Origin of the sequence: Aeromonas sp. R2-3 (assembly GCF_040908375.1) — a bacterium.
Taxonomy (GTDB): Bacteria; Pseudomonadota; Gammaproteobacteria; order Enterobacterales; family Aeromonadaceae; genus Aeromonas; species Aeromonas veronii.
This window is the reverse complement of sequence record NZ_JBFODP010000005.1, coordinates 11,090-34,056: the sequence shown is the minus strand read 5'-3', so window position 1 is coordinate 34,056 and position 22,967 is coordinate 11,090. Positions and strand designations below refer to the sequence as shown.

Here is a 22,967-nt window from a genome sequence, read left to right as displayed (position 1 = left end):
TTCTGGCGTACGCCGATTTGACATGGGGGAGGGGAGCGGTACCCTGACCACCACTGTTTTTGCAGCCAGCGGGCTGCCCGGTTCGGGAGATAGCAATGAAAGAGGCGTTTTTTAACTGGTTGTCGGGCCTTGGGGTGGAAGTGACCAGCATGATGGCGCTGGTGATCGCGCTGGGCTTTATCGTCATCACCTCGTTGCTGCTGCACATGGCGCTGCACCGGGTGCTGCTGGTCCGGCTGGTGGGGATCCTCGGCAAGGCCAAGCAGGTGTGGCTGCCGCCCCAGCTGCAACAGCGCCTCTTCAACCGGCTCGCCTTCGTGCTGCAGGGGGCCGTGCTGCTCGGTCAGGCGGAGATCTGGCTGCCCCGTCAATCGGATAGCCTCAAGCTTATCGAAATGGTGGCCCAGCTCTGGATTTTGCTGTTCCTGCTGCTGGCCTTCTTCGCCCTGCTCGACTGCCTGTTGTCGGTGAGCCGCTACACCCGCCTTGGTCGGGATTTGCCCCTGCGCGGCATCTTCCAGGGGGCCAAGTTGGTAGGCAGCATTCTGGTGGGCATCCTGATGATCGCCCTGCTGCTCGGCAAGTCGCCGCTGTTCCTGTTCAGCGGTCTGGGTGCCATGACCGCAGTGCTGATGCTGGTGTTCAAGGACCCCATCCTCGGGCTGGTGGCGGGGATCCAGCTCTCCGCCAACCGGATGCTGAGCGTCGGTGACTGGCTGCAGATGGACAAGTACGGCGCCGATGGCGAGGTGACCGACATCGGCCTCACCACGGTCAAGGTGTCGAACTGGGACAAGACCATCACCACCATTCCCACCTATGCCCTGATCTCCGACTCTTTCAAGAACTGGCAGGGGATGACCGAGTCGGGCGGCCGTCGCATCAAGCGCAGCGTCAATATCGACATGACCAGCGTGCGTTTTCTGACGGCCGAGGAGCAGTTGCAGCTCAAGCAGGCGCAACTGCTGGCTCCCTATCTCAGCCGCAAGGAGCAGGAGCTGAGCGCTTACAACCAGCAGCTGAGCGATGCCCTGAGCTGCCCCATCAACGGCCGTCACCTCACCAACCTCGGCACCCTGCGCGCCTATCTGGATGCCTACCTGCGTGCCCACCCCGGCATTCGCAAGGACATGACCCTGATGGTGCGCCAGCTGGCACCGACGTCAGACGGTCTGCCGCTGGAAATTTACTGCTTTACCGCGACAACGGCATGGGCCGATTACGAAGGGATCCAGGCCGATATTTTCGACCATATCTTCGCCATCATTGAGCAATTTCATCTGCGGTTGCATCAATCTCCCACAGGTTACGACATGCGTGCCTGGCAACGGGGATAAACAGGGAAATGGGGCGGGTCGAGGACGTGGAAAAAACCGCATATTAATCATCGACCCGTCGCCACTTGTCAGTTGAAATTTGCCGTGCAGAGGAGAAAAATGGCGGCCTTCTCTTCGCGCCCCTGATCCCCTCTTGATCAGCTGCCAGCCCAGAGACGTCACTTCAAGTCATCATCATGGGAAAGTTATGAAGCTCCTTCGCAATAGTGTGGCAACACTCTGCTACAGCCTGCTGCTGACCGCTGCGCCGGTTTTCGCTGTTGAATATGCTCTGCCTGCGGCCAACAGCCGTCTGGTAGGGGAAAATCTGGAATACGTGGTTCCGGCCGAAGAGAACGGCCAGCCGCTGGAGGCCATTGCGGCCAAATTCCAGCTGGGGCTCACCAACATGACCGAAGCCAACCCCGATGCGGATCCCCTGCTGGTACAGACCGGCGAGAAGCTGGTGATCCCCCAGCAACTGATCCTGCCGGATGCACCCCGTGAAGGGATTGTGCTGAACGTGGCCGAGATGCGCCTCTACTACTATCCCAAGGGTAAAAAAGTGGTGGAAGTGTTGCCCATCGGCATCGGCCAGCTCGGTACCGATACTCCGGAAAACTGGGTGACCAGCGTGCAGCGCAAGAAAGCGGGCCCGACCTGGACCCCGACCGCCAAGATGCATGCCGAATATGCCGCCCGTGGCGAGAGCCTGCCTGCGGTATGGCCAGCCGGCCCGGACAACCCCATGGGTCTGTTTGCCCTCTACATAGGCAAGATGTATGCCATCCACGGTACCAACGCCAACTTCGGCATCGGCCTGCGAGTGAGCCATGGTTGCGTGCGTCTGCGCAACGACGACATCGCCTACCTGTTCAAGCAGGTACCGGTCGGTACCCGCGTCCAGTTCGTCAACCAGCCGATCAAGGCCTCTCTCGAGCCCAATGGCGTCCGCTATCTGGAAGTGCATCAGCCGCTGTCGCGCAGCGAAGAGGAGTTCAACTCCAAGCTGCCGGCACCGCTGCCGATGACCCCGGCGGTGACCCGCTTCATTGCCCACGCCGACAGCGACTCCCAACTGGTGAAGCAGGTGCTGGAGCAGCGCAACGGCATGCCGATGGCGATCAACCGCTAACGGCAAATCCCCGTCACGACAAAGGGCGAACAGCATGCTGTTCGCCCTTTTTGTTTCTGCTAGGTTGACTCAGCTTCGCAGCAGATTTGTCTGCAGCTCGCTGCCGAGCTGATCGAGCAGCTGGTAGCGCGCCTTGTAGCTGGCCCGCTTGCGGGAGGGGATCTCCTCCAGCGTCTTGCGGGGCACCTCCAACGGCAGGCTCATCCAGAGCTCATCCAGCACACAGCCCTGATGCTCCTGCCACAAGCCGTCGAGGTCGAACTTGACCCGATCGGCGGTGCGCTTGCTGCTCTGATAGACGTGGCTTTGGGTGCGGATCCCGAGCAGGCTCTTGCACGCCAGCCCCCGGGCCAGCTCGGCGGCCATATAGACCAGCAGGGACATGGGGCGCAGCCCGCCGCACGCCTTGGTGACCAGCTTGATCTCCTCGCTCTGCCCCTTGCCGCCCTGCAGCGAGCAGATTTCGAGGGTCGGGTTCGGCGCGGGGCGCAGATTGAGGGCCATGTAATAGAGCACCGCGTCACCCAGCTTGAGGGTCAGGCTCATCTCCCCCTCTTTGCCCATGTGGGTTTGGTAATCCAGTTGCAGGGTGAGGGGGGCCGTCAGCTTGTCGCTCTGCCACTGGGCCAGCAGCAGGCCGCACCCGCTGTAGATTGCCAGTTGTTGCGCCTTGGGCAGCTGACGTGCCAGCTGCTGGTAGTGGCCGCTGATAAGCCCGGCTCGCAGGCGCTTGCGGAGCCCCTTGTGGCGATAGGGGTGGATCGGCTTTTCCAGAATATCGGGGAAGCGGCTGATCGCCTGCGCCAGCAGCGGTTGCTCCTGCTGCTGGCGATAGAGGGCGCGGGCGCCGGGATTGAGCCAGAGACGCCCCACATACTTGGCCCGTCGGATGAGATGACCCGACTCCTCCACCGGATGAAGGCGGCGGGCGAGGGTGCGCAGGTGTGACAGATGAGATGACATGGTGCCGACCTCTGACTGGTGTGATGAGACAGGGCGGGGAGTGTAGGAGCGGGGCGCTGGCTTGTAAAAAATGGATAGTAACAAAATGTGAAAACATAACGCTCAGTAGCGGCTGGCGCGGCGAGATGACCGCCACGGCCACGGCAGGAAATCTGGCGCCATCCTCTTGATGCGGCAGATGATTTGATGCGCAAAGGTTTTTATTGTGTTTTGTGTTTGTTAAAAGTGGTTGAGCTGGCGCGAACGGCTGATTAAGCTAGGCCGGTTTTTTAGGGATGAGCCCGTCACCAGAGCGGGCAGAAAATGACACAAAACGGAGTTTTGCATGACAGCTAGCACACCCATGTTAATCACCTTCCTGGTGTATATCCTCGGAATGGTGTTGATCGGCTTCGTCGCCTATCGCGCCACCCGCAACTTTGATGACTACATTCTGGGCGGCCGCCGAATGGGGAGCTGGGTGACCGCTCTCTCAGCCGGCGCTTCCGACATGAGCGGCTGGCTGCTGATGGGCCTGCCCGGCGCCGTCTTCGTCAGCGGCATCTCCGAGAGCTGGATCGCCATCGGTCTGGTCATCGGTGCCTACCTCAACTGGCGCTGGGTAGCGGGTCGCCTGCGGGTACATACCGAGAAGAACCGCAATGCCCTGACCCTGCCGGACTATTTCACCTACCGCTTTGAAGATCACAGCAAGGTGCTGCGCATCCTCTCGGCGCTGGTGATCCTGCTGTTCTTCATCATCTATTGTGCCTCCGGCGTGGTGGCCGGTGCCCGTCTGTTCGAGAGCACCTTCGGCATGGATTACAACACCGCCCTCTGGGTCGGTGCCGCCGCCACTATCACCTACACCTTCTTTGGCGGCTTCCTCGCGGTGAGCTGGACCGATACGGTGCAGGCGACCCTGATGATCTTCGCCCTGATCCTGACCCCGCTCTTCGTCATCATCGCCGTCGGCGGGGTGGATAGCGCCATGATCGAGGTGGCCGCCAAGAGCGCCACCAACCTCGACATGTTCAAGAATCTGGATGTGATCGCCATTGTCTCGCTGATGGCCTGGGGCCTTGGTTACTTCGGTCAGCCCCACATTCTGGCCCGTTTCATGGCGGCGGATTCCCACCACTCCATGGCCAATGCCCGCCGTATCAGCATGACCTGGATGGTGTTCTGCCTCGCTGGTGCGGTGGCCATCGGCTTCTTCGGTCTGGCCTACTTCGCCCGCTTCCCGGAAGTGGCGGCTGGGGTGACCGGCAACCCGGAACGGGTCTTTATCGAGCTTTCCAAAATCCTGTTCAACCCCTGGATCGCCGGTGTGCTGCTCTCCGCTATTCTGGCGGCGGTGATGAGCACTCTAAGTTGTCAATTACTGGTCTGCTCCAGCGCTATCACAGAGGATCTCTACAAACCCTTCCTGCGCAAGAACGCCTCCCAGCGTGAGCTGGTATGGGTGGGGCGCCTGATGGTGCTGCTGATCGCGGTGATTGCCATCGCCGTTGCCATGAATCCGGAGAACCGGGTGCTGGGGCTGGTGAGCTACGCCTGGGCCGGTTTCGGTGCCGCCTTTGGTCCCGTGGTGCTGCTCTCCGTGCTGTGGCCGCGAATGACCCGCAACGGCGCGCTGGCCGGCATGCTGGTCGGTGCCATCACCGTCATCGTCTGGAAGCAGTTCGGCTGGCTGGGGCTGTATGAGATCATCCCGGGCTTCCTGTTTGCACTGCTGGCCATCGTGGTGGGCAGTCTGCTGGGCGAAGCGCCCTCAAAAGCGATGCTGGAGCGTTTCCGCGATGCCGAGGAGGAGTACAACACTCCGGCCGAGAGTGCGGGAGAGCCGGTCGTGGTGAACTGATCCCCCTTACCGCTTTCTGATTGAGAGCCCCGCCCCCGGACAAAGGAGCGCCCTGGTTGGCCATCCTTGCACCGGTTTGGCGGGGCTTTGTGCTATCTGATTCACTCTTGGGCACTTTTTTATGTTCGGCCGGTGGCTCCCGGGTGCTCGCTTTCTTTTGTCTTGGCACCGAATATGGGACACTAGGCCGCCTGAAGGAGACCTAGTGCATGCGGCTATTCACCCTGATCCTGATCCTCCTGCTGGGGGGACTGCAATATGACCTCTGGCTGGGGAAGAACGGGCTATCCGATTATCAGAACCTGTCGGAGGCCATCTCGCAGCAACAGCGGGACAACCAGACTCTCAAGGATCGTAACGACCTCATTTACCGCGAGATAGATGATCTCACCTCTGGCCTCGAGGCCATCGAGGAGTTGTCGCGCAACGATCTGGGTTACATCAAGCAGGGGGAGACCTTCTACCGGATCATCCCCAAAGAGAAAGACAAAGAGACAGCGCCGGACGATGAGCCCTACGATGACTGATGCCAGCCTAGTATCCGGCCTGACGGCGATCGTCCCTGCCGCCGGTATCGGCAGCCGGATGGGGGCCGATTGCCCCAAGCAGTACCTGCAACTGGCGGGTAAAACCATTCTCGAACATACCCTGGAGCGGCTGCTCTCCCACCCGGCAATCGCCCAGGTGATCGTGGCACTGGCGCCCCATGACCGCTGGTTCGAGGCCCTGCCCGTGGCGGCCGACCCGCGAATTGTGCGGGTAGAGGGAGGCGCCGAGCGCGCCTTCTCCGTCCTCAATGGTCTCCATGTGGCGCAAGGGGAGTGGGTGCTGGTGCACGATGCGGCCCGCCCCTGCCTGACTCACGGCGATCTAGATGCGCTGATTGCCGCGGCCATGAACTGCGGCGGTGCCATTCTCGGCAGTCGGGTGCGCGATACCATGAAACGCTCCGATGGGGAGGGCAATATCATCGCTACCGTCGAGCGCGAGCAGCTCTGGCATGCCCTGACGCCGCAGATGTTCCCGACCCGTGCCCTGAAACGGGCGCTGGAGGAGGGTCTGCTGCTGGGCGCCACCATCACCGACGAGGCCTCCGCCATGGAGCGGGCCGGATTCACGGTGCGGATGGTGGAGGGGCGCGCCGACAATATCAAAGTGACCCGGCCGGAAGACTTGTCGCTGGCGGGGCTGTTTTTAAGCCAGCAGGCATAAGCCCCTCAGTCAGAACAGACCGTTCAGAGCAGAGTGTCTCGAACAAACAGGCCCGAACAAGGAGTTAGCATGATCCGGATTGGACATGGTGTGGACGTACACAAAATTGATGGGGTTGGTTTCAGCATGTTGGGAGGTTGCCGCTGATGATGCGCATTGGTCATGGTTTTGATGTTCATAAATTTGGTGGTGTTGGCCCCTGCATGCTGGGTGGCGTGCCGGTTCCCTACGAGCAGGGGCTGGTTGCCCACTCTGACGGCGATGTGGTGCTGCACGCGGTGAGCGATGCCCTGCTGGGGGCCATCGGTGCCGGTGACATCGGTCGCCACTTCCCCGATACCGCTGCCGAGTTCAAGGGGATCGACAGTCGCATCCTGCTGCGGGATGTCTTTGCCCGGGTACAGAAGGCGGGTTATGCCATCGGCAACCTGGATGTGACCATCATCGCCCAAGCCCCCAAAATGGCGCCCCATATCGACGCCATGTGCGCTGTGCTGGCCGCCGATCTGCAATGTGATTTGAACCGGGTGAACGTCAAGGCGACCACCACCGAACAGCTTGGGTTTACGGGGCGCAAGGAAGGGATCGCCACCGAAGCCGTCGTCCTACTGGTGAAACAATAATGCTGGAACAACTTGCCTATCTGCACGGGGCGCCCACCGCCCGCGGTATCCTCAAGGCCGAGGCCGCCGATTTCGTGGTGAATGAAGATCTCGGCTTCGAGCCTTGCGGGGAAGGGGAGCATATCTTCGTCCGGGTGCGCAAAACCGGCGAGAACACCGCCTGGGTAGCGGGTCTGCTGGCCGATGCGGCCGGGGTCAACCGCAATGCGGTGACCTGGGCGGGCCTGAAGGATCGCCACGCGGTGACCGAGCAGTGGTTTGGCATTCATCTGCCGGGCAAGGCCGAACCGGACTTGTCGGTCATCGAGAGCGACAGCATCCAGATCCTGCAAGCCAGGCGTCACAACCGCAAATTGCGGGTCGGCTACCTCAAGGGCAACCATTTCACCCTGCGTCTCACCGGTCTGGAACAGGCCGACGGGCTGGAGGCGCGCCTGCAGGCCATCGCCACTCAGGGCGTACCCAATTACTATGGTGAGCAGCGTTTTGGCCGCGATGGCAACAACCTGGAAGCGGCCAAGGCGATGTTTGCCGGCAAGCGGATCAAGGATCGCAACAAGCGTTCCCTCTACCTCTCTGCCGCCCGCAGCATGCTGTTCAACGCCATTGTCAGCGCCCGTATCGAGCAGGGGCTGGCTCATCAGCTGCTGGCCGGTGACTGCGTGATGCTCAAGGGCAGCCACTCCATCTTCAGTGAAGAGGTGCTGACCCCCGAGCTGGAAGCGCGTCTCGCCTCCGGCGATGTGCAGCTCACCGCGCCCCAGTGGGGCCGTGGCCGCCTGGCCAGTCAGGGCGCCGCTGCCGAGTTCGAACAGGGCGTGCTGGCCCCTTACAGCGATTGGTGTGACGGGCTGGAGAAAGCCGGGCTGGATCAGGACAGGCGTCCCCTGCTGCTCAAGCCGGAGCAGATGAGCTGGCAGCTGGACGGCGAGGCGCTGACCCTCTCCTTCTTCCTGCCGGCGGGCGCGTTTGCCACCAGCGTGGTGCGCGAGTTAATGCAGGCCGAAGAGGCCGATCACGGTTTCAGGAATCAGACCGATGCGAATTCTGGTCAGTAATGATGATGGTGTGCATGCTGAGGGGATTCGTGCCCTCAGCGAGGCGCTGCGCGCCTGCGGCGAGGTCATTGTGGTGGCGCCGGATCGTAACCGCAGCGGCGCGAGTCACTCCCTGACGCTGGAAGTACCGCTGCGGGTTACCCGCATTGCAGAAAACGGCTTTAATGGGGGCGAGAGCTATGCGGTGAAGGGGACGCCGACCGACTGCGTGCATCTGGCGGTCAACGAGCTGGTGCGTCCTGAACCCGACATGGTGGTGGCCGGCATCAACCACGGCGCCAACCTGGGGGATGATGTCATCTACTCGGGCACGGTCGCCGCGGCCACCGAGGGGCGCCATCTTGGCTACCCCTCCATCGCCATCTCGCTGGTGGGCAAGACCCACTTCGCCACGGCGGCCCACTATGCGGCCCTGCTGGTGAAGGGGCTGATGAAACACCCCCTGCCTGCCGATCAGATCCTCAACGTCAACGTGCCGGACTTGCCCCTCGAGCAGATCAAGGGGATCAAGACCACCCGCCTTGGCAATCGCCACCGGGCGGAGTCGGTGATCTGCACCGAGGATCCCCGTGGCCAGCCCATCTACTGGATCGGCCCCCCCGGTAGCCAGCAGGATGCCGGTGACGGTACCGATTTTGCTGCCATCGAGCAGGGCTATGTCTCGATTACCCCCCTGACCATCGATATGACTGCCTACGACAGTCTCGCCGGTCTGGGGGCCTGGTTAGATCTGCAGGGATGAGGGTGGTGTGATAGTACAGCGCCTGTTAAATCAGCTCATTGCGCAGGATATTCGCGATTTTCGCGTGCTGGCGACCATCGCGAAAGTGCCGCGCCAGCTGTTCGTGGACGAGGCCATGGCGCACAAGGCGTGGGACAACACCGCCCTGCCCATTGGCCACGGCCAGACCATTTCGCAGCCCTATATGGTGGCGCGAATGACCGAGTTGCTGATGCAAAACAATCCGGCCCATGTGCTGGAGATTGGCACTGGCTCCGGTTACCAGACGGCGATCCTCGCCCATCTGGTGGAGCATGTTTATACCGTGGAGCGGATCAAGTCGCTGCAGTTCCAGGCCCGACGCCGACTGCGCCAGCTCGATCTGCACAATGTCTCGGCCAAGCACGGCAACGGCTGGCTGGGGTGGCCCAACAAGGGGCCTTATGACGCCATTCTGGTGACGGCCGCGGCGAGCGAGATCCCGACGGCGCTCACCGATCAGCTGGCCGAAGGGGGCCGACTGGTGTTGCCCGTGGGTGACAGCCAGCAAACCCTGCAACTGATCGAACGATCCGGATCCCAGCTGACCAGCCGTATTCTGGAGCCGGTACGTTTTGTTCCCCTGATTGACGGAGATGTTGAGTGAAGTTGTTTTCCCGTTTGTACGTACTGGTGATGCAGTGGGCTCGCCACAAGCATGCCCCCTGGTATCTCTCCATCACCGCTTTCATCGAGTCGGTATTCTGGCCGATCCCGGTGGATGTGATGCTGGCGCCGATGGCGCTCGCCAAGCCCCACAAGGCATGGCACTACGCCACACTGGCTACCGTCTTCTCTGTGCTGGGTGCCCTGTTTGGCTATGCCCTTGGCTATGCGCTGTGGGATCCGGTCGTGCTGCCACTGGTGGAGTCTGTGGGCTATCAGGACAAGATCGAGATTGCCCGCAACTGGTTTGAGCAGTGGGGGATCTGGGTCATTTTCATTGCCAGCTTCACCCCTATCCCCTACAAGGTGTTTACCGTGACGGCAGGGTTGTTGCAAATGGCTCTGCTGCCCTTCATCATCACCTCCCTCATCGGTCGTGGCATGCGCTTTTTCCTGGTGGCGGGCCTGATGCGCTGGGGTGGCGAGAAGATGGAACGCAAACTGATGCACTACGTAGATGTGCTCGGTTGGCTCTGTATTGGTCTGGCCGTGGTGGCCTATTTCTGGTTTAGTCGTTAAGGATCCATTATGCGTTCGCGTATTTGGCAAGGAAGCAGTGTCGTGGTGCTGTCATGGCTGCTGCTTGCCTGCTCCTCCAGTAAAAATGCAGCTCCGGTAGATGGTGTTGATGAGGGGCAGTTTGTCTCGACCATTCCGGCTCGCCAAAGCGGTGCCCAGGTCAGCGCCCCCATTCAGGGCGGCAGCTATGTGGTGAAGCGGGGCGATACCCTCTACTCCATCGCCTTCAACTCCGGCAACGACGTGCCGTCGCTGGCCAGCCTCAACAACATCAGCCCGCCCTACAACATCTATCCGGGGCAGCGACTGCGACTCGATGGTTCCAGCGCCAGTGTTGGCAGCAGCCGCAGTGCCGGTACCTATGAGGTGCGCCGCGGCGATACCCTGAGCAGCATTGGCCGCCAGTTCGGCATGACACCGCAGGCGCTGGCCCAGAGCAATAACCTGAGCGCCCCCTATGCGCTGCAACCGGGTCAGGTGCTCAATGTCCAGACCGCAGGCGGCGGTTCGACCCAGATGGTGGCTGCGACTCGTCCGGCAACCGTGACGCCGGTGGCCGTTAGCCGTCCGAGCAGCGGTCCGCGTCCGTTGGCCGAGCCGAGTGGATCTGGTCAGACCACGCCATTCATCTCTCAGAAATCCGTTGCTCCGGCAGCACCGAAGGAATACGCTCAGTCCAAAGAACAAAAAATAAACAACTCCCAGTCGAGACTTGCTTGGCACTGGCCCGCAAAAGGCCGGATTGTCGAGGGGTTCTCTGTTGCAGAACAGGGTAACAAGGGGATCGACATAGCCGGCCAGAAGGGGCAACCCGTCTACGCCGCCAGCAGCGGTAAAGTGGTATACGCTGGCAGTGCTTTAAGGGGGTACGGCAAGCTGATTATCCTCAAGCATGATGATGACTATCTCTCCGCTTACGCACACAACGACGAGTTGCGGGTGAAGGAAGGGGACAGCGTCAAGGGGGGCTCGGTCATTGCCAACATGGGTAGCACGGACGCGCCGGATGTGCGATTGCATTTCGAGATCCGGTACAGAGGCAAGTCGATCAATCCGATGAGCTATTTGCCAAAGCGTTAACCCCAGAGAGACCGTCTTACTCTGGTAACGTCAGGGAGACACACCATGAGCCAAGAACAACTGGTAATGCAGGATGCAGAGTTAGAGTTTGACGCTGAACCCGAATCTCACGAGGTAGAAGAGCTGCAGGAGGTAGCCGCCGAGGCGGAAGATATTATCTCCGATGAGTTGCTGGCACCTGAGCTGAACAAGGTGATGGATGCCACGCAACTCTATCTGGGGGAGATAGGTTTCTCCCCGCTGCTCACTGCCGAAGAGGAAGTCTACTACGCCCGTCGTGCCTTGCGAGGTGACAAAGCCGCCCGCAAGCGCATGATCGAGTCCAACCTGCGACTGGTGGTGAAAATCGCCCGTCGTTACAACAACCGCGGCCTGGTGCTGCTGGATCTCATCGAAGAGGGCAACCTCGGTCTTATCCGCGCGGTCGAGAAGTTTGACCCCGAGCGCGGCTTCCGTTTCTCTACCTATGCTACTTGGTGGATCCGCCAGACCATAGAGCGGGCCATCATGAACCAGACCCGTACCATTCGTCTGCCCATTCATGTGGTCAAAGAGTTAAACGTTTACCTGCGCACCGCGCGCGAACTCTCTCACCGTCTAGATCATGAACCGACCGCCGAGGATATCGCCTTCGCGCTGGATCGTTCGGTGGATGATGTGAACCGCATGCTCAAACTCAACGAGAAGATCACCTCGGTGGACACCCCCATCGGCGGCGATCGCGACAAGGCGCTGCTGGATGTGCTCTCCGACGAGCGCGGCATGGGGCCTGAGCTGGAGTCACAGGAAGATGATATGCGCAGCAGCATTGTCCACTGGCTGGAGGAGCTCAATCCCAAGCAGCGGGAAGTGCTGGCCCGTCGTTTTGGTCTGCTGGGCTACGAGCCTGCCACTTTGGAAGATGTCGGTGCCGAGATTGGCCTGACCCGCGAGCGGGTGCGCCAGATCCAGGTCGAGGGGCTGCGCCGTCTGAGAGAGATCCTGCTGAGTCAGGGGCTCTCCATCGAGGCGCTATTTCGTACCAATTAAGCATCCGCACCAATTAAGCCCGCACCAACGGATCAGCGCATCAGCCAGATAGCACGAGGGGAGCAACAGCTCCCCTCGTTTTTTATTGCCTGTGGTCTGGCGATGGCTTCGTGGTTATACCAGCTCAGCCAGCATGGTGTCGGCGTAGGGCACCAGTGCTTCGCCATTTTTCACTTTGGCGAGATAGTCCGGGTTGGCGATAAGCGGACGACCGATAGCCACCAGATCGAAGCGGTTGGCCTCGATGGCTGCGGCGGCGCGCTCGGCGTCGTAGTTGCCTACACCGACCAGATTGCCCTTGTAGTGGGCGCGCAGATAGTCGGAGGCACGGCCACCCAGATAATCGAAGGTGAGGTTGTCATCGAAGATGCCGAGGTGGATATAGGCCAGCGGGCGATCGTTGAGCTTGCCCAGCAGGTAGTCGAACACGGCGCGATCTTCCGGGCTGCCCGCCAGATGGACATAGGCACCCGGGGAGAGGCGAATACCAACCCGATCACCGCCGATGCGGGCACTGATGGCATCGACCACTTCCAGCGCGAAGCGGCTCATATTTTCCGGGCAGCCACCGTAGTTGTCAGTGCGCAGGTTGGTGGAGTGGTGCAGGAACTGGTCGATCAGGTAACCGTTGGCACCGTGGATCTCCACCCCGTCAAAGCCCGCTTCGATGGCGTTGGCAGCGGCCTGAGCGTAATCCAGCACCAGCTGGGCGATTTCGGCTTCGGTCAGGGCGCGCGGCACCTGATAGGTCAGCTCGCGCATGCGGGGCACAGTGCCCTCGTGCGCAACGGCAGAGGGGGCCAGCACTTCAGCCTGATGGAAGAAGGGGTGGGAGAGGCGACCGACGTGCCACAGCTGGGCGAAGATCTTGCCACCCTTGGCGTGCACGGTGCTGGTCACTCTCTTCCAGCCATCGATCTGAGCCTGGGTGAAGAGGCCCGGGGTATTGGGGTAGCCCTGCCCGTCGGGGCGGATGATGACGGCCTCGGAAACAATCAGGCCGATGTCGGCGCGGCGGCCGTAATAGGCTGCCATCTGCTCGGTCGGCACCAGACCTGGGCCTGCCATGCAGCGGGTGAGCGGGGCCATCATGAAACGGTTGGCCAGGGTCAGAGTGTCATTGAGTCGATACGGCTGAAACAGGGTATTCATGATAGGTTGTCCTGAACGGGTTATTCTTGAACGTGCATTCAAGACGTTTTTTGCGTCGGGCGCAAGCTTTTTTTGAATGCGCGTTCAAGAAGGTTGGCCCGAGCGGGCGGCTGGGGTAAACTTGCCGCCCTTTCCAGCCACTCTTTATCGGCGGGCTCTGTTGCCCCTTGCCGGTGAACCATTTCCCACGGGAGGAACCATGCGCATAGCCGAGTTTGATCGGGACGAGGTACTGCGAAATGCCATGGAAGCGTTTCGCGCCAAGGGATATGCCAAGACCACCATGCAGGAGCTGGTGGCAGCCACCGGCCTGCACCCGGGCAGCATTTACGGCGCCTTTGGCAACAAGCGCGGCCTGCTGCTGGCGGCGGTGGATCACTATGTCGAGGGCAAACGCACCCTGCGCCGCTCCCTGCTTGACAACCCGAGCCCGCTGGCGGGCCTTGCGGCCTATCTCGATCGGATTGTGGGGGAGGCGCTTTGCGGCTCCTGTCTGGTGACTCGCACCATGATGGAGCTGAGCGAGCAGGATGAGGAGCTGACCCAGCGGGTCAAGGGGATCTATGGCGAGCTGGAGCAGGATCTGGCCGAGTTGCTGACGCAGGCGCAGGCCAAGGGCGAGCTGGCCCCGGATAGCAATATCCACACCCTCACCGCCCTGCTGCTGATCAACCTGCAAGGGCTGGTCACCTTCGCCCAGTGCCGCCCCGATCGCCCCCTGCTCGACGACGTAGTCGCCCAGCTGATGCGGGCCCTGCGGGCGTAACGCGATACCGCAGAAACAACCATGGCTCCTGCGGGAGCCATGGTTGTTTCCGGGGATGCCACACGCGCCGGGTTGTTTGCTTCCTTCTCCCCTTGCGGGAGAAGGGTTGGGGATGAGGGGGAGTGCTCTGCTCAGCGCAATGAGAGCCAAATATGGGCCAGTACGACCTCCATCCGACTCAGCACATCGTTATTCCACACTCGTATCACCCGAAATCCCTGCTGATTGAGATAGGCTGTCCGAGCCTCGTCATGCATCTGGTTCGTTTGTGTTCCATGTTGCGAACCATCCACTTCGATGACCAATCCCTGTTCAAGGCAGATGAAATCCACCACATAGGGGCCGATGGGCATTTGGCGGCGAAATTTCAGCCCCGCCAGACGGCGACTGCGCAGCTGTTGCCACAGTTTCTGCTCTGCCAGCGTGGCATCCCGTCTCAGTCGCTTGGCAAAGAGGTTACTCTCCATAAATTGTCTCTGCTCCGTATCGCCCTATAGATATAGCCAGCTTCCCATCTGTTTACCGGTTGGGTATTGCGTCCCCTCACCCTATCCCTCTCCCGGAGGGAGAGGGAACAGCTCGAGGAGCTATCGGGATTGGGCTGATCATCACTGTGTTTATTGCCGGATTTGAGCAGGGGAAGCTGGATTGGGTGATAGCAGATGGCGATAACTTTTCGAATGTATTGGGAGTCGCTTAGCTGGCTGGCAGACTGGCTGAATGGTTGTCAGCGATGCTGCAAGTGGTAACGTAACTGCTCCCTTCTCCCCTTGCGGGAGAAGGGTTGGGGATGAGGGGAAAGAAGCCCCCTCACCCTAACCCTCTCCCAAAGGGAGAGGGAACTGATCGAGGTTCTGTGCGGGCATCGTGGTCGGCCAACAAGCTCCTTCATCAAATCCTTGAGCCACACCTGCGCCGGTTGTTGCGTATGCGTCGATGGGGTATGCCAGACGCCGCGGCCTTACCTCGGCCCTACCAGCTCCTTCATCAAATCTTTTAGCCATACCAGCGCGGGTTGCTGTGCATGCACGGGATGCCAGACGCAGTTGAGGTGATAATCCGGCACGTCCTCGGGCAGCGGCAGGCTTTTCAGCGGCCAGTGGGTGGCGAGCAGCTCGGCCACCATGCTGGGCAGCACCAGCAGGTGATCGCTCTGGCTGACAATGGCTGCGGCGGACATATAACTCTGGCTGTTGACCGAGATGGTGCGGCTAAAGCCCTGACTCTTCAGATAGCGGTCGAGGCTCGCCTCCGAGGTGCCCAGCGGCGAGTGGAACACATGAGGCATGGCGATAAGCTGCTGCAAGGTGATGCGCTCTTGCCACTGGGAGGGATCATCCTCGGCACCGGCAGGGGCCGATTTGGCAATGGGCAGATCGGCGCGCACCAGTCCGGCCAGCGGCTCGGTGAGCCAGGTCTCTTTGCCCAGATACCCCGGCACCTGCATGTACTCGTCAAAGCCCAGCACCAGATCGATCTCGCCGCTCGCCAGCTCGGCTTCGGGCAGGGTGTCGCGCAGGATGCGGATCTCGATGGTGACCCCCGGCGCCAGACGTCTGAGCCGCTGGATCAGCGGCGGGATCAGCACACACTCCACGTAATCTGTGGTGCAGAGCACGAAGCGCCGCTTCGACTGGCTCGGCTCGAACTCTTCTTCCTCGGTGAGCTGCTGCTCCAGCAGCCGCAGCGCCTGCTGTACCCCGAGGTGCAGCCGCTGGGCGCGCGGGGTCGGCAGCATCCCCTGCGGGGTGCGTACCAAAAGCGGGTCGCCGAGAAAGGTGCGCAACCGGTTGAGCGAATGGCTCATGGCGGGCTGGCTGATAAAGAGCGCTTCGGCGGCGCGGGTGACGCTGCCCTGCGTCATCAGGGCGTCAAACGCGAGCAGCAGATTGAGGTCGAGCTGGTGCAGTTTCATGGGGGGATTATTCGCCGTGTTTATGGGACAATCCATCCTATTCATTTGATGGATGGGGGCGCAACGTCTTAATCTGCGACCCACTCTTATTTTTCCGGGTTCCCGCACCGCATCTGGCGTAAACGGGGGCCTCAATCCATGCAAGGAGCCTTGCGATGAGCATCAAGACCATTAACTCCACGCCGGCCGCCGACGGCTTCACCATGCCCGCCGAGTGGGCGCACCAGCAGGCCGTCTGGATGATCTGGCCGTTTCGCCCGGACAACTGGCGCGTAGCCGGTCGCTTCGCGCAAGAGAGCTTCGCCAAGGTGGCCGATGCCATCGGCGGTGCCACCCCAGTCTTTATGGGGGTTCCGGCCCAGTTTATGGAGCAGGCCCGCGCCATCATGCCCGCCCACGTCACTCTGGTTGAAATGAACAGCGATGACTGCTGGGCCCGCGATACCGGCCCCACCATCGTTACCAACGCTGCCGGCGAGTGCCGTGGGGTGGATTGGGGCTTCAACGCCTGGGGCGGTCACAAGGGCGGTCTCTACTACCCGTGGAATCAGGATGAAGAGGTCGCTGCCCAGATGCTGGCCCAGCACGGCATGGCTCGCTACGACGCGCCGCTGATTCTGGAAGGGGGCTCCATCCACGTCGATGGCGAAGGTACCTGCCTGACCACCGCCGAGTGCCTGCTCAACGAAAACCGCAACCCGCACCTGACCAAAGAGCAGATCGAAGCTCACCTGCGCGACTATCTGGGCGTCACCAGCTTTATCTGGCTGGACGAAGGTGTCTACATGGACGAAACCGACGGCCACATCGACAACATGTGCTGCTTCGTGCGTCCGGGTGAAGTGGCCCTGCACTGGACTGACGACCAGAACGATCCCCAGTACGCCCGCTCCGTGGCCGCCCTCAAGGTGCTGGAAGCGGCGGTCGATGCCAAGGGTCGCAAGCTGAAAGTGTGGAAGCTGCCCCAGCCGGGCCCGCTCTACTGCACTGAAGAGGAGTCTGCTGGCGTCGAGAGCGGCAGCGGTGTGCCGCGCGAGGCAGAAGGCCGTCTGGCCGGTTCCTACGTGAACTTCCTCATCACTAACGATCGCATCGTCTACCCGCTGCTGGATGCTGCCACCGATGGTGAAGCCCAGCGCATTCTGGAAGAGATCTTCCCGGAACACACCGTGGTCGGCGTGCCGGCCCGCGAGATCCTGCTGGGCGGTGGCAATATCCACTGCATTACCCAGCAGATCCCTTCAGGTCAGTAAGCTGGTCGAAGAGTGTCGAAATTCAAAACCCCACTCAGTGGGGTTTTATCCCTTGATAGTGTGATGGTCGTATGCGCCGATGCGGCGATCATCATGACAAACAGTCACCCTTTTACAGGAGATCCTAAATGATCGAAGTGACCGAGGTTTCCATTGCCGAGCTGCGTGCCGCGCTCGAATCAGGCCGCACCACAGCGGTCGAACTGGTCAAGGCCTATCTGGCCCGTATCGAGGCCTACAACGGCCCCGAGACTGCCACCAAACTCAACGCCGTGGTGGTCGTCAATCCCGATGCGCTGAAAGAGGCCGAGGCTTCCGATGCCCGCCGTGCCCGTGGCGAGACCCTGGGGCCGCTCGACGGCATCCCCTACACCGCCAAAGACAGCTATCTGGTCAAGGGGCTGACCGCCGCCTCCGGCAGCCCGGCCTTCAAGGATCTGGTGGCCCAGCGCGATGCCTTTACCGTTGAGCGGCTGCGCGCCGCCGGTGCCATCTGCCTTGGCAAAACCAATATGCCGCCAATGGCCAATGGCGGCATGCAGCGCGGCGTCTATGGCCGTGCCGAGAGCCCCTACAACGCCGACTACCTGACCGCGCCGTTTGCCTCCGGCTCCTCCAACGGCGCCGGTACTGCCACCGCCGCCAGCTTCTCCGCCTTTGGTCTGGCGGAAGAGACCTGGTCGAGCGGCCGTGGCCCCGCTTCCAACAACGGTCTGTGCGCCTACACCCCGTCCCGTGGCGTCATCTCGGTGCGCGGCAACTGGCCGCTGACCCCGACCATGGATGTGGTGGTGCCCTATGCCCGCACCATGAATGATCTGCTGGAAGTGCTCGACGTGGTAGTGGCCGACGATGCCGATACCCGTGGCGATCTGTGGCGCATGCAGCCCTGGGTGCCGCTGCCCAAGGCCTCCGAGGTGCGTCCGGCTTCCTATCTGGAACTGGCTGCCAAGGCCGATGCCCTCAAGGGCAAGCGCCTCGGCGTGCCGCGCATGTTTATCAACAAGGATGAACTGGCCGGCACCAGCGAAAACCCTGGCATCGGCGGCCCGACCGGTCAGCGCATCCATACCCGCGAGACCGTGATCGCCCTCTGGGAAGAAGCGCGCAAGGCGCTGGAAGCCGCTGGCGCCGAAGTTATCGAAGTGGACTTCCCGCTGGTCTCCAACTGCGAAGGGGACAGACCCGGCGCGCCGACCGTGTTCAATCGCGGCATCGTGAGCCCGGAGTTTCTCAACGACGAGCTGTGGGAGCTCTCCGGCTGGGCGTTCGACGACTTCCTGCGCGCCAACGGCGATCCCAAGTTGAACAAGCTTGAGGATGTCGATGGGCCGAAGATCTTCCCCCACGACCCGGGCACCCTGCCGAACCGCGAGGGCGATCTGGCAGCGGGCATGGACGAGTACGTCAATATGGCCAAGCGCGGCCTGAAATCCTGGGACGAGATCCCCACAGTGCCGGACGGCCTGCGCGGTCTGGAGAAGACTCGCAAGCTGGATCTGGAGGACTGGATGGACGGGCTCAAGCTCGACGCCGTGCTGTTCCCGACCGTCGCCGACGTCGCCCCGGCTGATGCGGATGTGAATCCGGCCTCCGCCGATATCGCCTGGAGCAACGGCATCTGGGTTGCCAACGGCAACCTCGCCATTCGCCATCTCGGCGTGCCGACCGTCACCGTCCCCATGGGGGTGATGGCCGATATCGGTATGCCGGTGGGCCTGACCTTCGCCGGCCGCGCCTATGACGACAACAACCTGCTGCGCTTCGCCTCGGCCTTCGAGTCCACCGGCAGCAAGCGGATGGTGCCGCCACGGACACCGCCGTTGGGGTGATTGGTGTTGGGATTAATATCCCGTGCTAATTAGGTGATAAAATAAAAACCACCTGCGAAATGCAGGTGGTTTTATATGATTTTTACTTTTAGCTATCAGGAATGCCAATTTTTACTCGTAAGTAGATGCAGTAATAAAATGAACTTTCGCTTTAAATTGAGATTGTTTGGTATCATGGCTTCGTTTAATTATTGCTCTGCTCAATTGTGTATGCTGCTTCAATAGCATCTATTTGCGATAGACCCTTGTTAATCATCTCATTGTTAGCTTCTTCTCTTAAGATAGGCTTTCCATCTCTAGCGTAGGGAAATAATGCGGTTACCCTAGCAACAAAAAAACCAAGTTGTCTAATGTGAGATATTAGTTCATCAGGCATGACAAGCAATTTCATATCTTTATTGCTATCATCATGAATACTTACCAGTCTAGCCCGAATGATTTGTAATTCAGCAAGAATATCAGCCATGTATATGGCATCAGGTTTTTCTGCTGCAACAATACAACCCTGAAAGGCCGAGCTCACCCACTCTGGGATTTTATGGATATCACCATTTATATATAGTAGATATGGATCGCTGTTAGGTTCATTTCTCTTTATATAGGCATCCTCTAAAAGGCCGGCGGAATGCTTACAGAAATAGATTAACTGAGTTAATGCTTCTGGCAGGAGAGCTTTTGCAGCTAAAAGATCTCTTTCCCTTTTCTGGTGCTCTGAGTACATAGCGGCAGCAAGAGCAATAATGCTAGCCAAAAGGGCAATCATTGCCGCATTCAACGTTTGCCATGTGTTCCACACACCCTGCACATAATTCCAGTCTAGGCCGCTAATGTAAAATGGGTAAGCAACCATGGAAGCAAGATATAAAGCGAAAAGGAGTGATGCAAAAAATAAGAAATATTTGTTGAACACTATCGTACCTTCAACTAATGACCTGAACCGCTCAAAAATATAACTGAATGCTCGGGAGATATCTATTGTTTCGGGACGTAGGTTCGAATAGCGAAGCGTATTCGGACGATCGCGGATAGGAGGTCGCCGAGAGGCCGCTGATGTTCAGGGTTTCCTGCTTCTCTTGCTATCAGGATATTTGCGGTAAACGGACGATTACGCTGCGCTAATCGACCCTACATTATGTGGCTTATTGTTATCTCCCCCCTCATCCCCAGCCCTTCTCCCGCAAGGGGAGAAGGGGGCAAATATGCTCCGCTGATTGTGCGTTGGCTCTGTGGTGCGGGTGAATATGAGTGGCTTGGAATTGGCACGGGCCATCCCCTCTCCCTCGGGAGAGGGCTAGGGTGAGGGGCTGCTATCTGTGTTGTCGTTTCGTTTTGAGCCTTTACCTCTCTCCACTTCCCGTACCGTCGATCGCCATATTGGTCGTGGCTCGTCGCCGATTCCCCCCTGATTTTTCTGCATTCCCCCAGACTTCACCTTCTCTTCACACAACCTCATTTTCCCCTCACAAATCCCCGGTATCTTCTGCCCACTGCTTAAAAGGCCTGGCTTGCCACAGGGGTGGCGAGGGGGCGGTTGGTTCGAGGGAGCAAGATGATGAAAGGTTGGATGAAGTGCACATTGGCCGGAGCCGTGGTGCTGATGGCGAGTTTCTGGGGTGGCAGCGTGCGGGCGGCGGGGATCTCCCTCAAGCAGGTGAGCGGCCCTGTCTATGTGGTTGAAGATAACTACTACGTAAAGGAAAACTCCATGGTCTATTTCGGGGCCAAGGGGGTGACGGTGGTGGGGGCGACCTGGACGCCGGATACCGCGCGCGAGCTGCACAAGCTCATTAAACGGGTCAGCAGCAAGCCGGTGCTGGAGGTGATCAACACCAACTACCACACCGATCGGGCGGGCGGTAACGCCTACTGGAAGTCCATCGGGGCCAAGGTGGTGGCGACGCGCCAGACCCGGGATCTGATGAAGAGCGACTGGGCCGAGATTGTCGCCTTTACCCGCAAGGGGCTGCCGGAGTATCCGGATCTGCCGCTGGTGCTGCCCAACGTGGTGCACGATGGCGACTTCACCCTGCAAGAGGGCAAGGTGCGCGCTTTCTACGCGGGCCCGGCCCACACGCCGGACGGCATCTTTGTCTACTTCCCTGACGAGCAGGTGCTTTATGGCAACTGCATCCTCAAGGAGAAGCTGGGCAACCTGAGCTTTGCCAATGTGAAGGAGTATCCGCAGACCATCGAGCGGCTCAAGGCGATGAAGCTGCCGATCAAGACGGTGATCGGCGGTCACGACTCACCGCTGCACGGCCCCGAGCTGATTGATCACTACGAGGAGCTGATCAAGGCGGCGCCGCAGTCATAACGGCTGCGCGACAGACTGGCAGCAAGCCGTGCCATCGCTGCAATCAGCAGCCATAACGGCACACCACAAAAGGCCCGCTTTCAGGAAATAAGCGGGCCTTTTGCGTTTGCGGTTTTTTTGGTGGCTGTGAGTGCGTGGCATTAACGCTGTTCAAGGGGGGTGGGCTTTCATAAGATGGCCTTCTCTCTTTTCCCTGAAAGTTATCCATTTTCGTTATGCAATACGCCTCTCTCGCCCGCCTCAAGCAGGCCTTTATCACCGGGATGTGGGCCTCGCTGGTCAGCATCGTTATTGGCTTCGCCTTCAAGGTGTGGCTGGCGCAGTGGGTCGCCAAGGGGGAGCTGGCGCTGTTTAACAGCGTGGTCGATTTGATCTCCCTCTCCTTTATCCTGATGACAGGTTTTCGCTCCTCCATGGTGGTGAGCTATTCCCAGACCAAAAACGATCGGGACATCATCAATATCTTCCGCTACTTCCTCATCGGCATCGTGCTGCTCACCTGGGGGATAGTGATCCCCTATATCAAGCACGGGCTCCATATCCGGGTGGAGTATCTGCAACTGGTGGGGGTCATCTTCGGGCTGGGGCTCAAGGTCTACTTCACCAATCTGGTCGCCATGTACCGGATGTATGAGCTCTCCAACCGGGTCACCTGGCTGGAGCCGCTGGCCAACGGCCTGTTGTTTATGGCCTGCTATTTCGGGCTGGGGATGGATGCGCTCCCTTCGCTCTTCTACGGGCTGACCTTCTCGTCGCTCGCCATCGCCGGTTATATGTATGTTTCGCGTCGTCGGGCCATCGCCACCAGGCCGCTCGCCAAGGTGGCGCTCGGCCCCGAGATGGTGAGCTATGTGAAGAAGAGCTTTACCGCCTCGCTGGAGGCGGGGGCCAGCATCCTGATGATTTACATCACTGTGCTGCTCACCATCCGTCACTTCAGCATCGACGAGCTGGGGGATTTTCAGGTGGTGGTGCGCCCCATCTTCACCTATATGACCACCTTGTTTGTCTTCCCCATCTACCGCTTTGTGCTGCCTGAGCTGGCGGTCAATCTGCGCAACGGCGACCACCGCCAGATAAGGATGATCCGGCGCTGGATCTTCCGTCTCTCCGCCATCGTCAGTCTGGCGTTCTTTGGCTTGATGCTGCTGGCGGGCAAGCCGCTGGTGTTGCTGTTCTTCCCCGCCGACTACGTGGGGGCGGTGCCTGTGCTGTTCCACTTCTCCATCTTCTTCATTTTTATGATGCTCAACGGCTATCAGCTCGCCTATATCAAGGCTCACGGCCACTTTACCCGGAGTTTGTTGATCCGGCTGGCGGGCATAGTGGCGCTGGTCGCCGCCTACTATCTGGTGGCCGAATTCACCGCCAACGTGGTGGCGATTATCGTGGCGCTGGGCCTCGGTTATATGGTGATGTTTATCCTCTCGACCCTGGCGGAGCGGCAGATCTTGCGATCCCTGCCACTGGTGCTGGCAACCCGTTAGGGGGTTACTCGCCAAGAGCAGGCTCCTGTCAGATAACAAAAAAC

The 22,967-nt window shown here is 60.0% G+C and carries 22 protein-coding genes; 17 read left to right on the top strand and 5 right to left on the bottom strand.

Going from position 1 to position 22,967, the window contains the following annotated elements:
* The first annotated feature begins 95 nt into the window (after nt 1-95).
* On the top strand, nt 96-1,337 hold the full coding sequence (locus AB5Z02_RS02050) for a mechanosensitive ion channel family protein (RefSeq protein ID WP_101529604.1): 1,242 nt from the start codon (nt 96-98) through the stop codon (nt 1,335-1,337).
* Nucleotides 1,338-1,524: 187 nt separating this feature from the next.
* The gene (locus AB5Z02_RS02045; RefSeq protein ID WP_143245287.1) at nt 1,525-2,451 is read left to right on the top strand and encodes a L,D-transpeptidase family protein; all 927 of its coding nucleotides are present in this window, start codon (nt 1,525-1,527) and stop codon (nt 2,449-2,451) included.
* Nucleotides 2,452-2,520: 69 nt separating this feature from the next.
* On the opposite strand, the gene AB5Z02_RS02040 is transcribed toward AB5Z02_RS02045, so the two are convergent.
* Nucleotides 2,521-3,414, bottom strand: a complete 894-nt coding sequence (locus AB5Z02_RS02040; protein ID WP_368215115.1) for a VirK/YbjX family protein — start codon at nt 3,412-3,414, stop codon at nt 2,521-2,523.
* Between the two features lie 325 nt (nt 3,415-3,739).
* Between AB5Z02_RS02040 and putP the strand changes: the two genes are divergently transcribed.
* The 10 genes from putP to rpoS all read left to right on the top strand — a co-directional run bounded on the left by putP (nt 3,740) and on the right by rpoS (nt 12,204).
* Nucleotides 3,740-5,257 (top strand): sodium/proline symporter PutP, encoded by a 1,518-nt coding sequence (gene putP, locus AB5Z02_RS02035; RefSeq protein WP_368215113.1) that lies wholly within the window; start codon nt 3,740-3,742, stop codon nt 5,255-5,257.
* Between the two features lie 209 nt (nt 5,258-5,466).
* Nucleotides 5,467-5,784: a cell division protein FtsB gene (gene ftsB, locus AB5Z02_RS02030; RefSeq protein ID WP_005335520.1), complete on the top strand. Its 318-nt coding sequence runs from the start codon at nt 5,467-5,469 to the stop codon at nt 5,782-5,784.
* Nucleotides 5,777-6,469 carry a 2-C-methyl-D-erythritol 4-phosphate cytidylyltransferase gene (ispD, locus tag AB5Z02_RS02025; protein ID WP_204420338.1) on the top strand — a complete coding sequence of 231 codons (693 nt, stop codon included), beginning with the start codon at nt 5,777-5,779 and terminating at the stop codon, nt 6,467-6,469. Before ftsB ends, ispD begins: the two co-directional genes overlap by 8 nt.
* 146 nt (nt 6,470-6,615) lie before the next feature.
* Nucleotides 6,616-7,092: a 2-C-methyl-D-erythritol 2,4-cyclodiphosphate synthase gene (gene ispF, locus AB5Z02_RS02020; protein WP_005335518.1), complete on the top strand. Its 477-nt coding sequence runs from the start codon at nt 6,616-6,618 to the stop codon at nt 7,090-7,092.
* On the top strand, nt 7,092-8,150 hold the full coding sequence (gene truD / locus AB5Z02_RS02015) for a tRNA pseudouridine(13) synthase TruD (RefSeq protein ID WP_204482574.1): 1,059 nt from the start codon (nt 7,092-7,094) through the stop codon (nt 8,148-8,150). Before ispF ends, truD begins: the two co-directional genes overlap by 1 nt.
* Nucleotides 8,131-8,892, top strand: coding sequence for a 5'/3'-nucleotidase SurE (surE, locus tag AB5Z02_RS02010; protein WP_076492584.1), 762 nt, complete (start codon nt 8,131-8,133; stop codon nt 8,890-8,892). Before truD ends, surE begins: the two co-directional genes overlap by 20 nt.
* Before the next feature lie 7 nt (nt 8,893-8,899).
* Nucleotides 8,900-9,517, top strand: coding sequence for a protein-L-isoaspartate(D-aspartate) O-methyltransferase (locus tag AB5Z02_RS02005; RefSeq protein WP_005335507.1), 618 nt, complete (start codon nt 8,900-8,902; stop codon nt 9,515-9,517).
* Nucleotides 9,514-10,095, top strand: coding sequence for a YqaA family protein (locus AB5Z02_RS02000; RefSeq protein WP_005354505.1), 582 nt, complete (start codon nt 9,514-9,516; stop codon nt 10,093-10,095). Before AB5Z02_RS02005 ends, AB5Z02_RS02000 begins: the two co-directional genes overlap by 4 nt.
* A gap of 9 nt (nt 10,096-10,104) precedes the next feature.
* Nucleotides 10,105-11,175: a LysM peptidoglycan-binding domain-containing protein gene (locus AB5Z02_RS01995; protein ID WP_042081491.1), complete on the top strand. Its 1,071-nt coding sequence runs from the start codon at nt 10,105-10,107 to the stop codon at nt 11,173-11,175.
* 45 nt (nt 11,176-11,220) lie between these two features.
* Complete coding sequence (rpoS, locus tag AB5Z02_RS01990; RefSeq protein ID WP_005362773.1) at nt 11,221-12,204, top strand: RNA polymerase sigma factor RpoS; 984 nt, start codon at nt 11,221-11,223, stop codon at nt 12,202-12,204.
* Nucleotides 12,205-12,318: 114 nt separating this feature from the next.
* On the opposite strand, the gene AB5Z02_RS01985 is transcribed toward rpoS, so the two are convergent.
* Complete coding sequence (locus tag AB5Z02_RS01985; protein WP_368215112.1) at nt 12,319-13,356, bottom strand: alkene reductase; 1,038 nt, start codon at nt 13,354-13,356, stop codon at nt 12,319-12,321.
* A 199-nt stretch (nt 13,357-13,555) separates the two neighbouring features.
* Between AB5Z02_RS01985 and AB5Z02_RS01980 the strand changes: the two genes are divergently transcribed.
* The gene (locus tag AB5Z02_RS01980) at nt 13,556-14,122 is read left to right on the top strand and encodes a TetR/AcrR family transcriptional regulator (RefSeq protein WP_005335495.1); all 567 of its coding nucleotides are present in this window, start codon (nt 13,556-13,558) and stop codon (nt 14,120-14,122) included.
* Between the two features lie 131 nt (nt 14,123-14,253).
* Here the strand turns inward: AB5Z02_RS01980 and AB5Z02_RS01975 are convergent, their stop codons facing one another.
* Nucleotides 14,254-14,589 carry an endonuclease domain-containing protein gene (locus AB5Z02_RS01975; RefSeq protein ID WP_139430488.1) on the bottom strand — a complete coding sequence of 112 codons (336 nt, stop codon included), beginning with the start codon at nt 14,587-14,589 and terminating at the stop codon, nt 14,254-14,256.
* A gap of 494 nt (nt 14,590-15,083) precedes the next feature.
* A complete protein-coding gene (locus AB5Z02_RS01970) occupies nt 15,084-16,037 on the bottom strand; it encodes a LysR family transcriptional regulator (protein WP_033115874.1) in 954 nt (317 codons plus the stop codon).
* Between the two features lie 155 nt (nt 16,038-16,192).
* Between AB5Z02_RS01970 and aguA the strand changes: the two genes are divergently transcribed.
* Both aguA and AB5Z02_RS01960 read left to right on the top strand, forming a co-directional pair.
* Nucleotides 16,193-17,290, top strand: a complete 1,098-nt coding sequence (aguA, locus tag AB5Z02_RS01965) for an agmatine deiminase (protein ID WP_368215111.1) — start codon at nt 16,193-16,195, stop codon at nt 17,288-17,290.
* A gap of 128 nt (nt 17,291-17,418) precedes the next feature.
* Nucleotides 17,419-19,122 carry an amidase gene (locus AB5Z02_RS01960; RefSeq protein ID WP_368215109.1) on the top strand — a complete coding sequence of 568 codons (1,704 nt, stop codon included), beginning with the start codon at nt 17,419-17,421 and terminating at the stop codon, nt 19,120-19,122.
* Nucleotides 19,123-19,306: 184 nt separating this feature from the next.
* Here the strand turns inward: AB5Z02_RS01960 and AB5Z02_RS01955 are convergent, their stop codons facing one another.
* A complete protein-coding gene (locus AB5Z02_RS01955; RefSeq protein WP_323918623.1) occupies nt 19,307-20,032 on the bottom strand; it encodes a hypothetical protein in 726 nt (241 codons plus the stop codon).
* Nucleotides 20,033-20,671: 639 nt separating this feature from the next.
* On the opposite strand from AB5Z02_RS01955, the gene AB5Z02_RS01950 reads away from it, so the two are divergent.
* Both AB5Z02_RS01950 and AB5Z02_RS01945 read left to right on the top strand, forming a co-directional pair.
* Complete coding sequence (locus AB5Z02_RS01950; RefSeq protein WP_368215107.1) at nt 20,672-21,436, top strand: CphA family subclass B2 metallo-beta-lactamase; 765 nt, start codon at nt 20,672-20,674, stop codon at nt 21,434-21,436.
* A gap of 215 nt (nt 21,437-21,651) precedes the next feature.
* A complete protein-coding gene (locus AB5Z02_RS01945; protein ID WP_368215105.1) occupies nt 21,652-22,923 on the top strand; it encodes a hypothetical protein in 1,272 nt (423 codons plus the stop codon).
* Nucleotides 22,924-22,967: the final 44 nt, after the last annotated feature.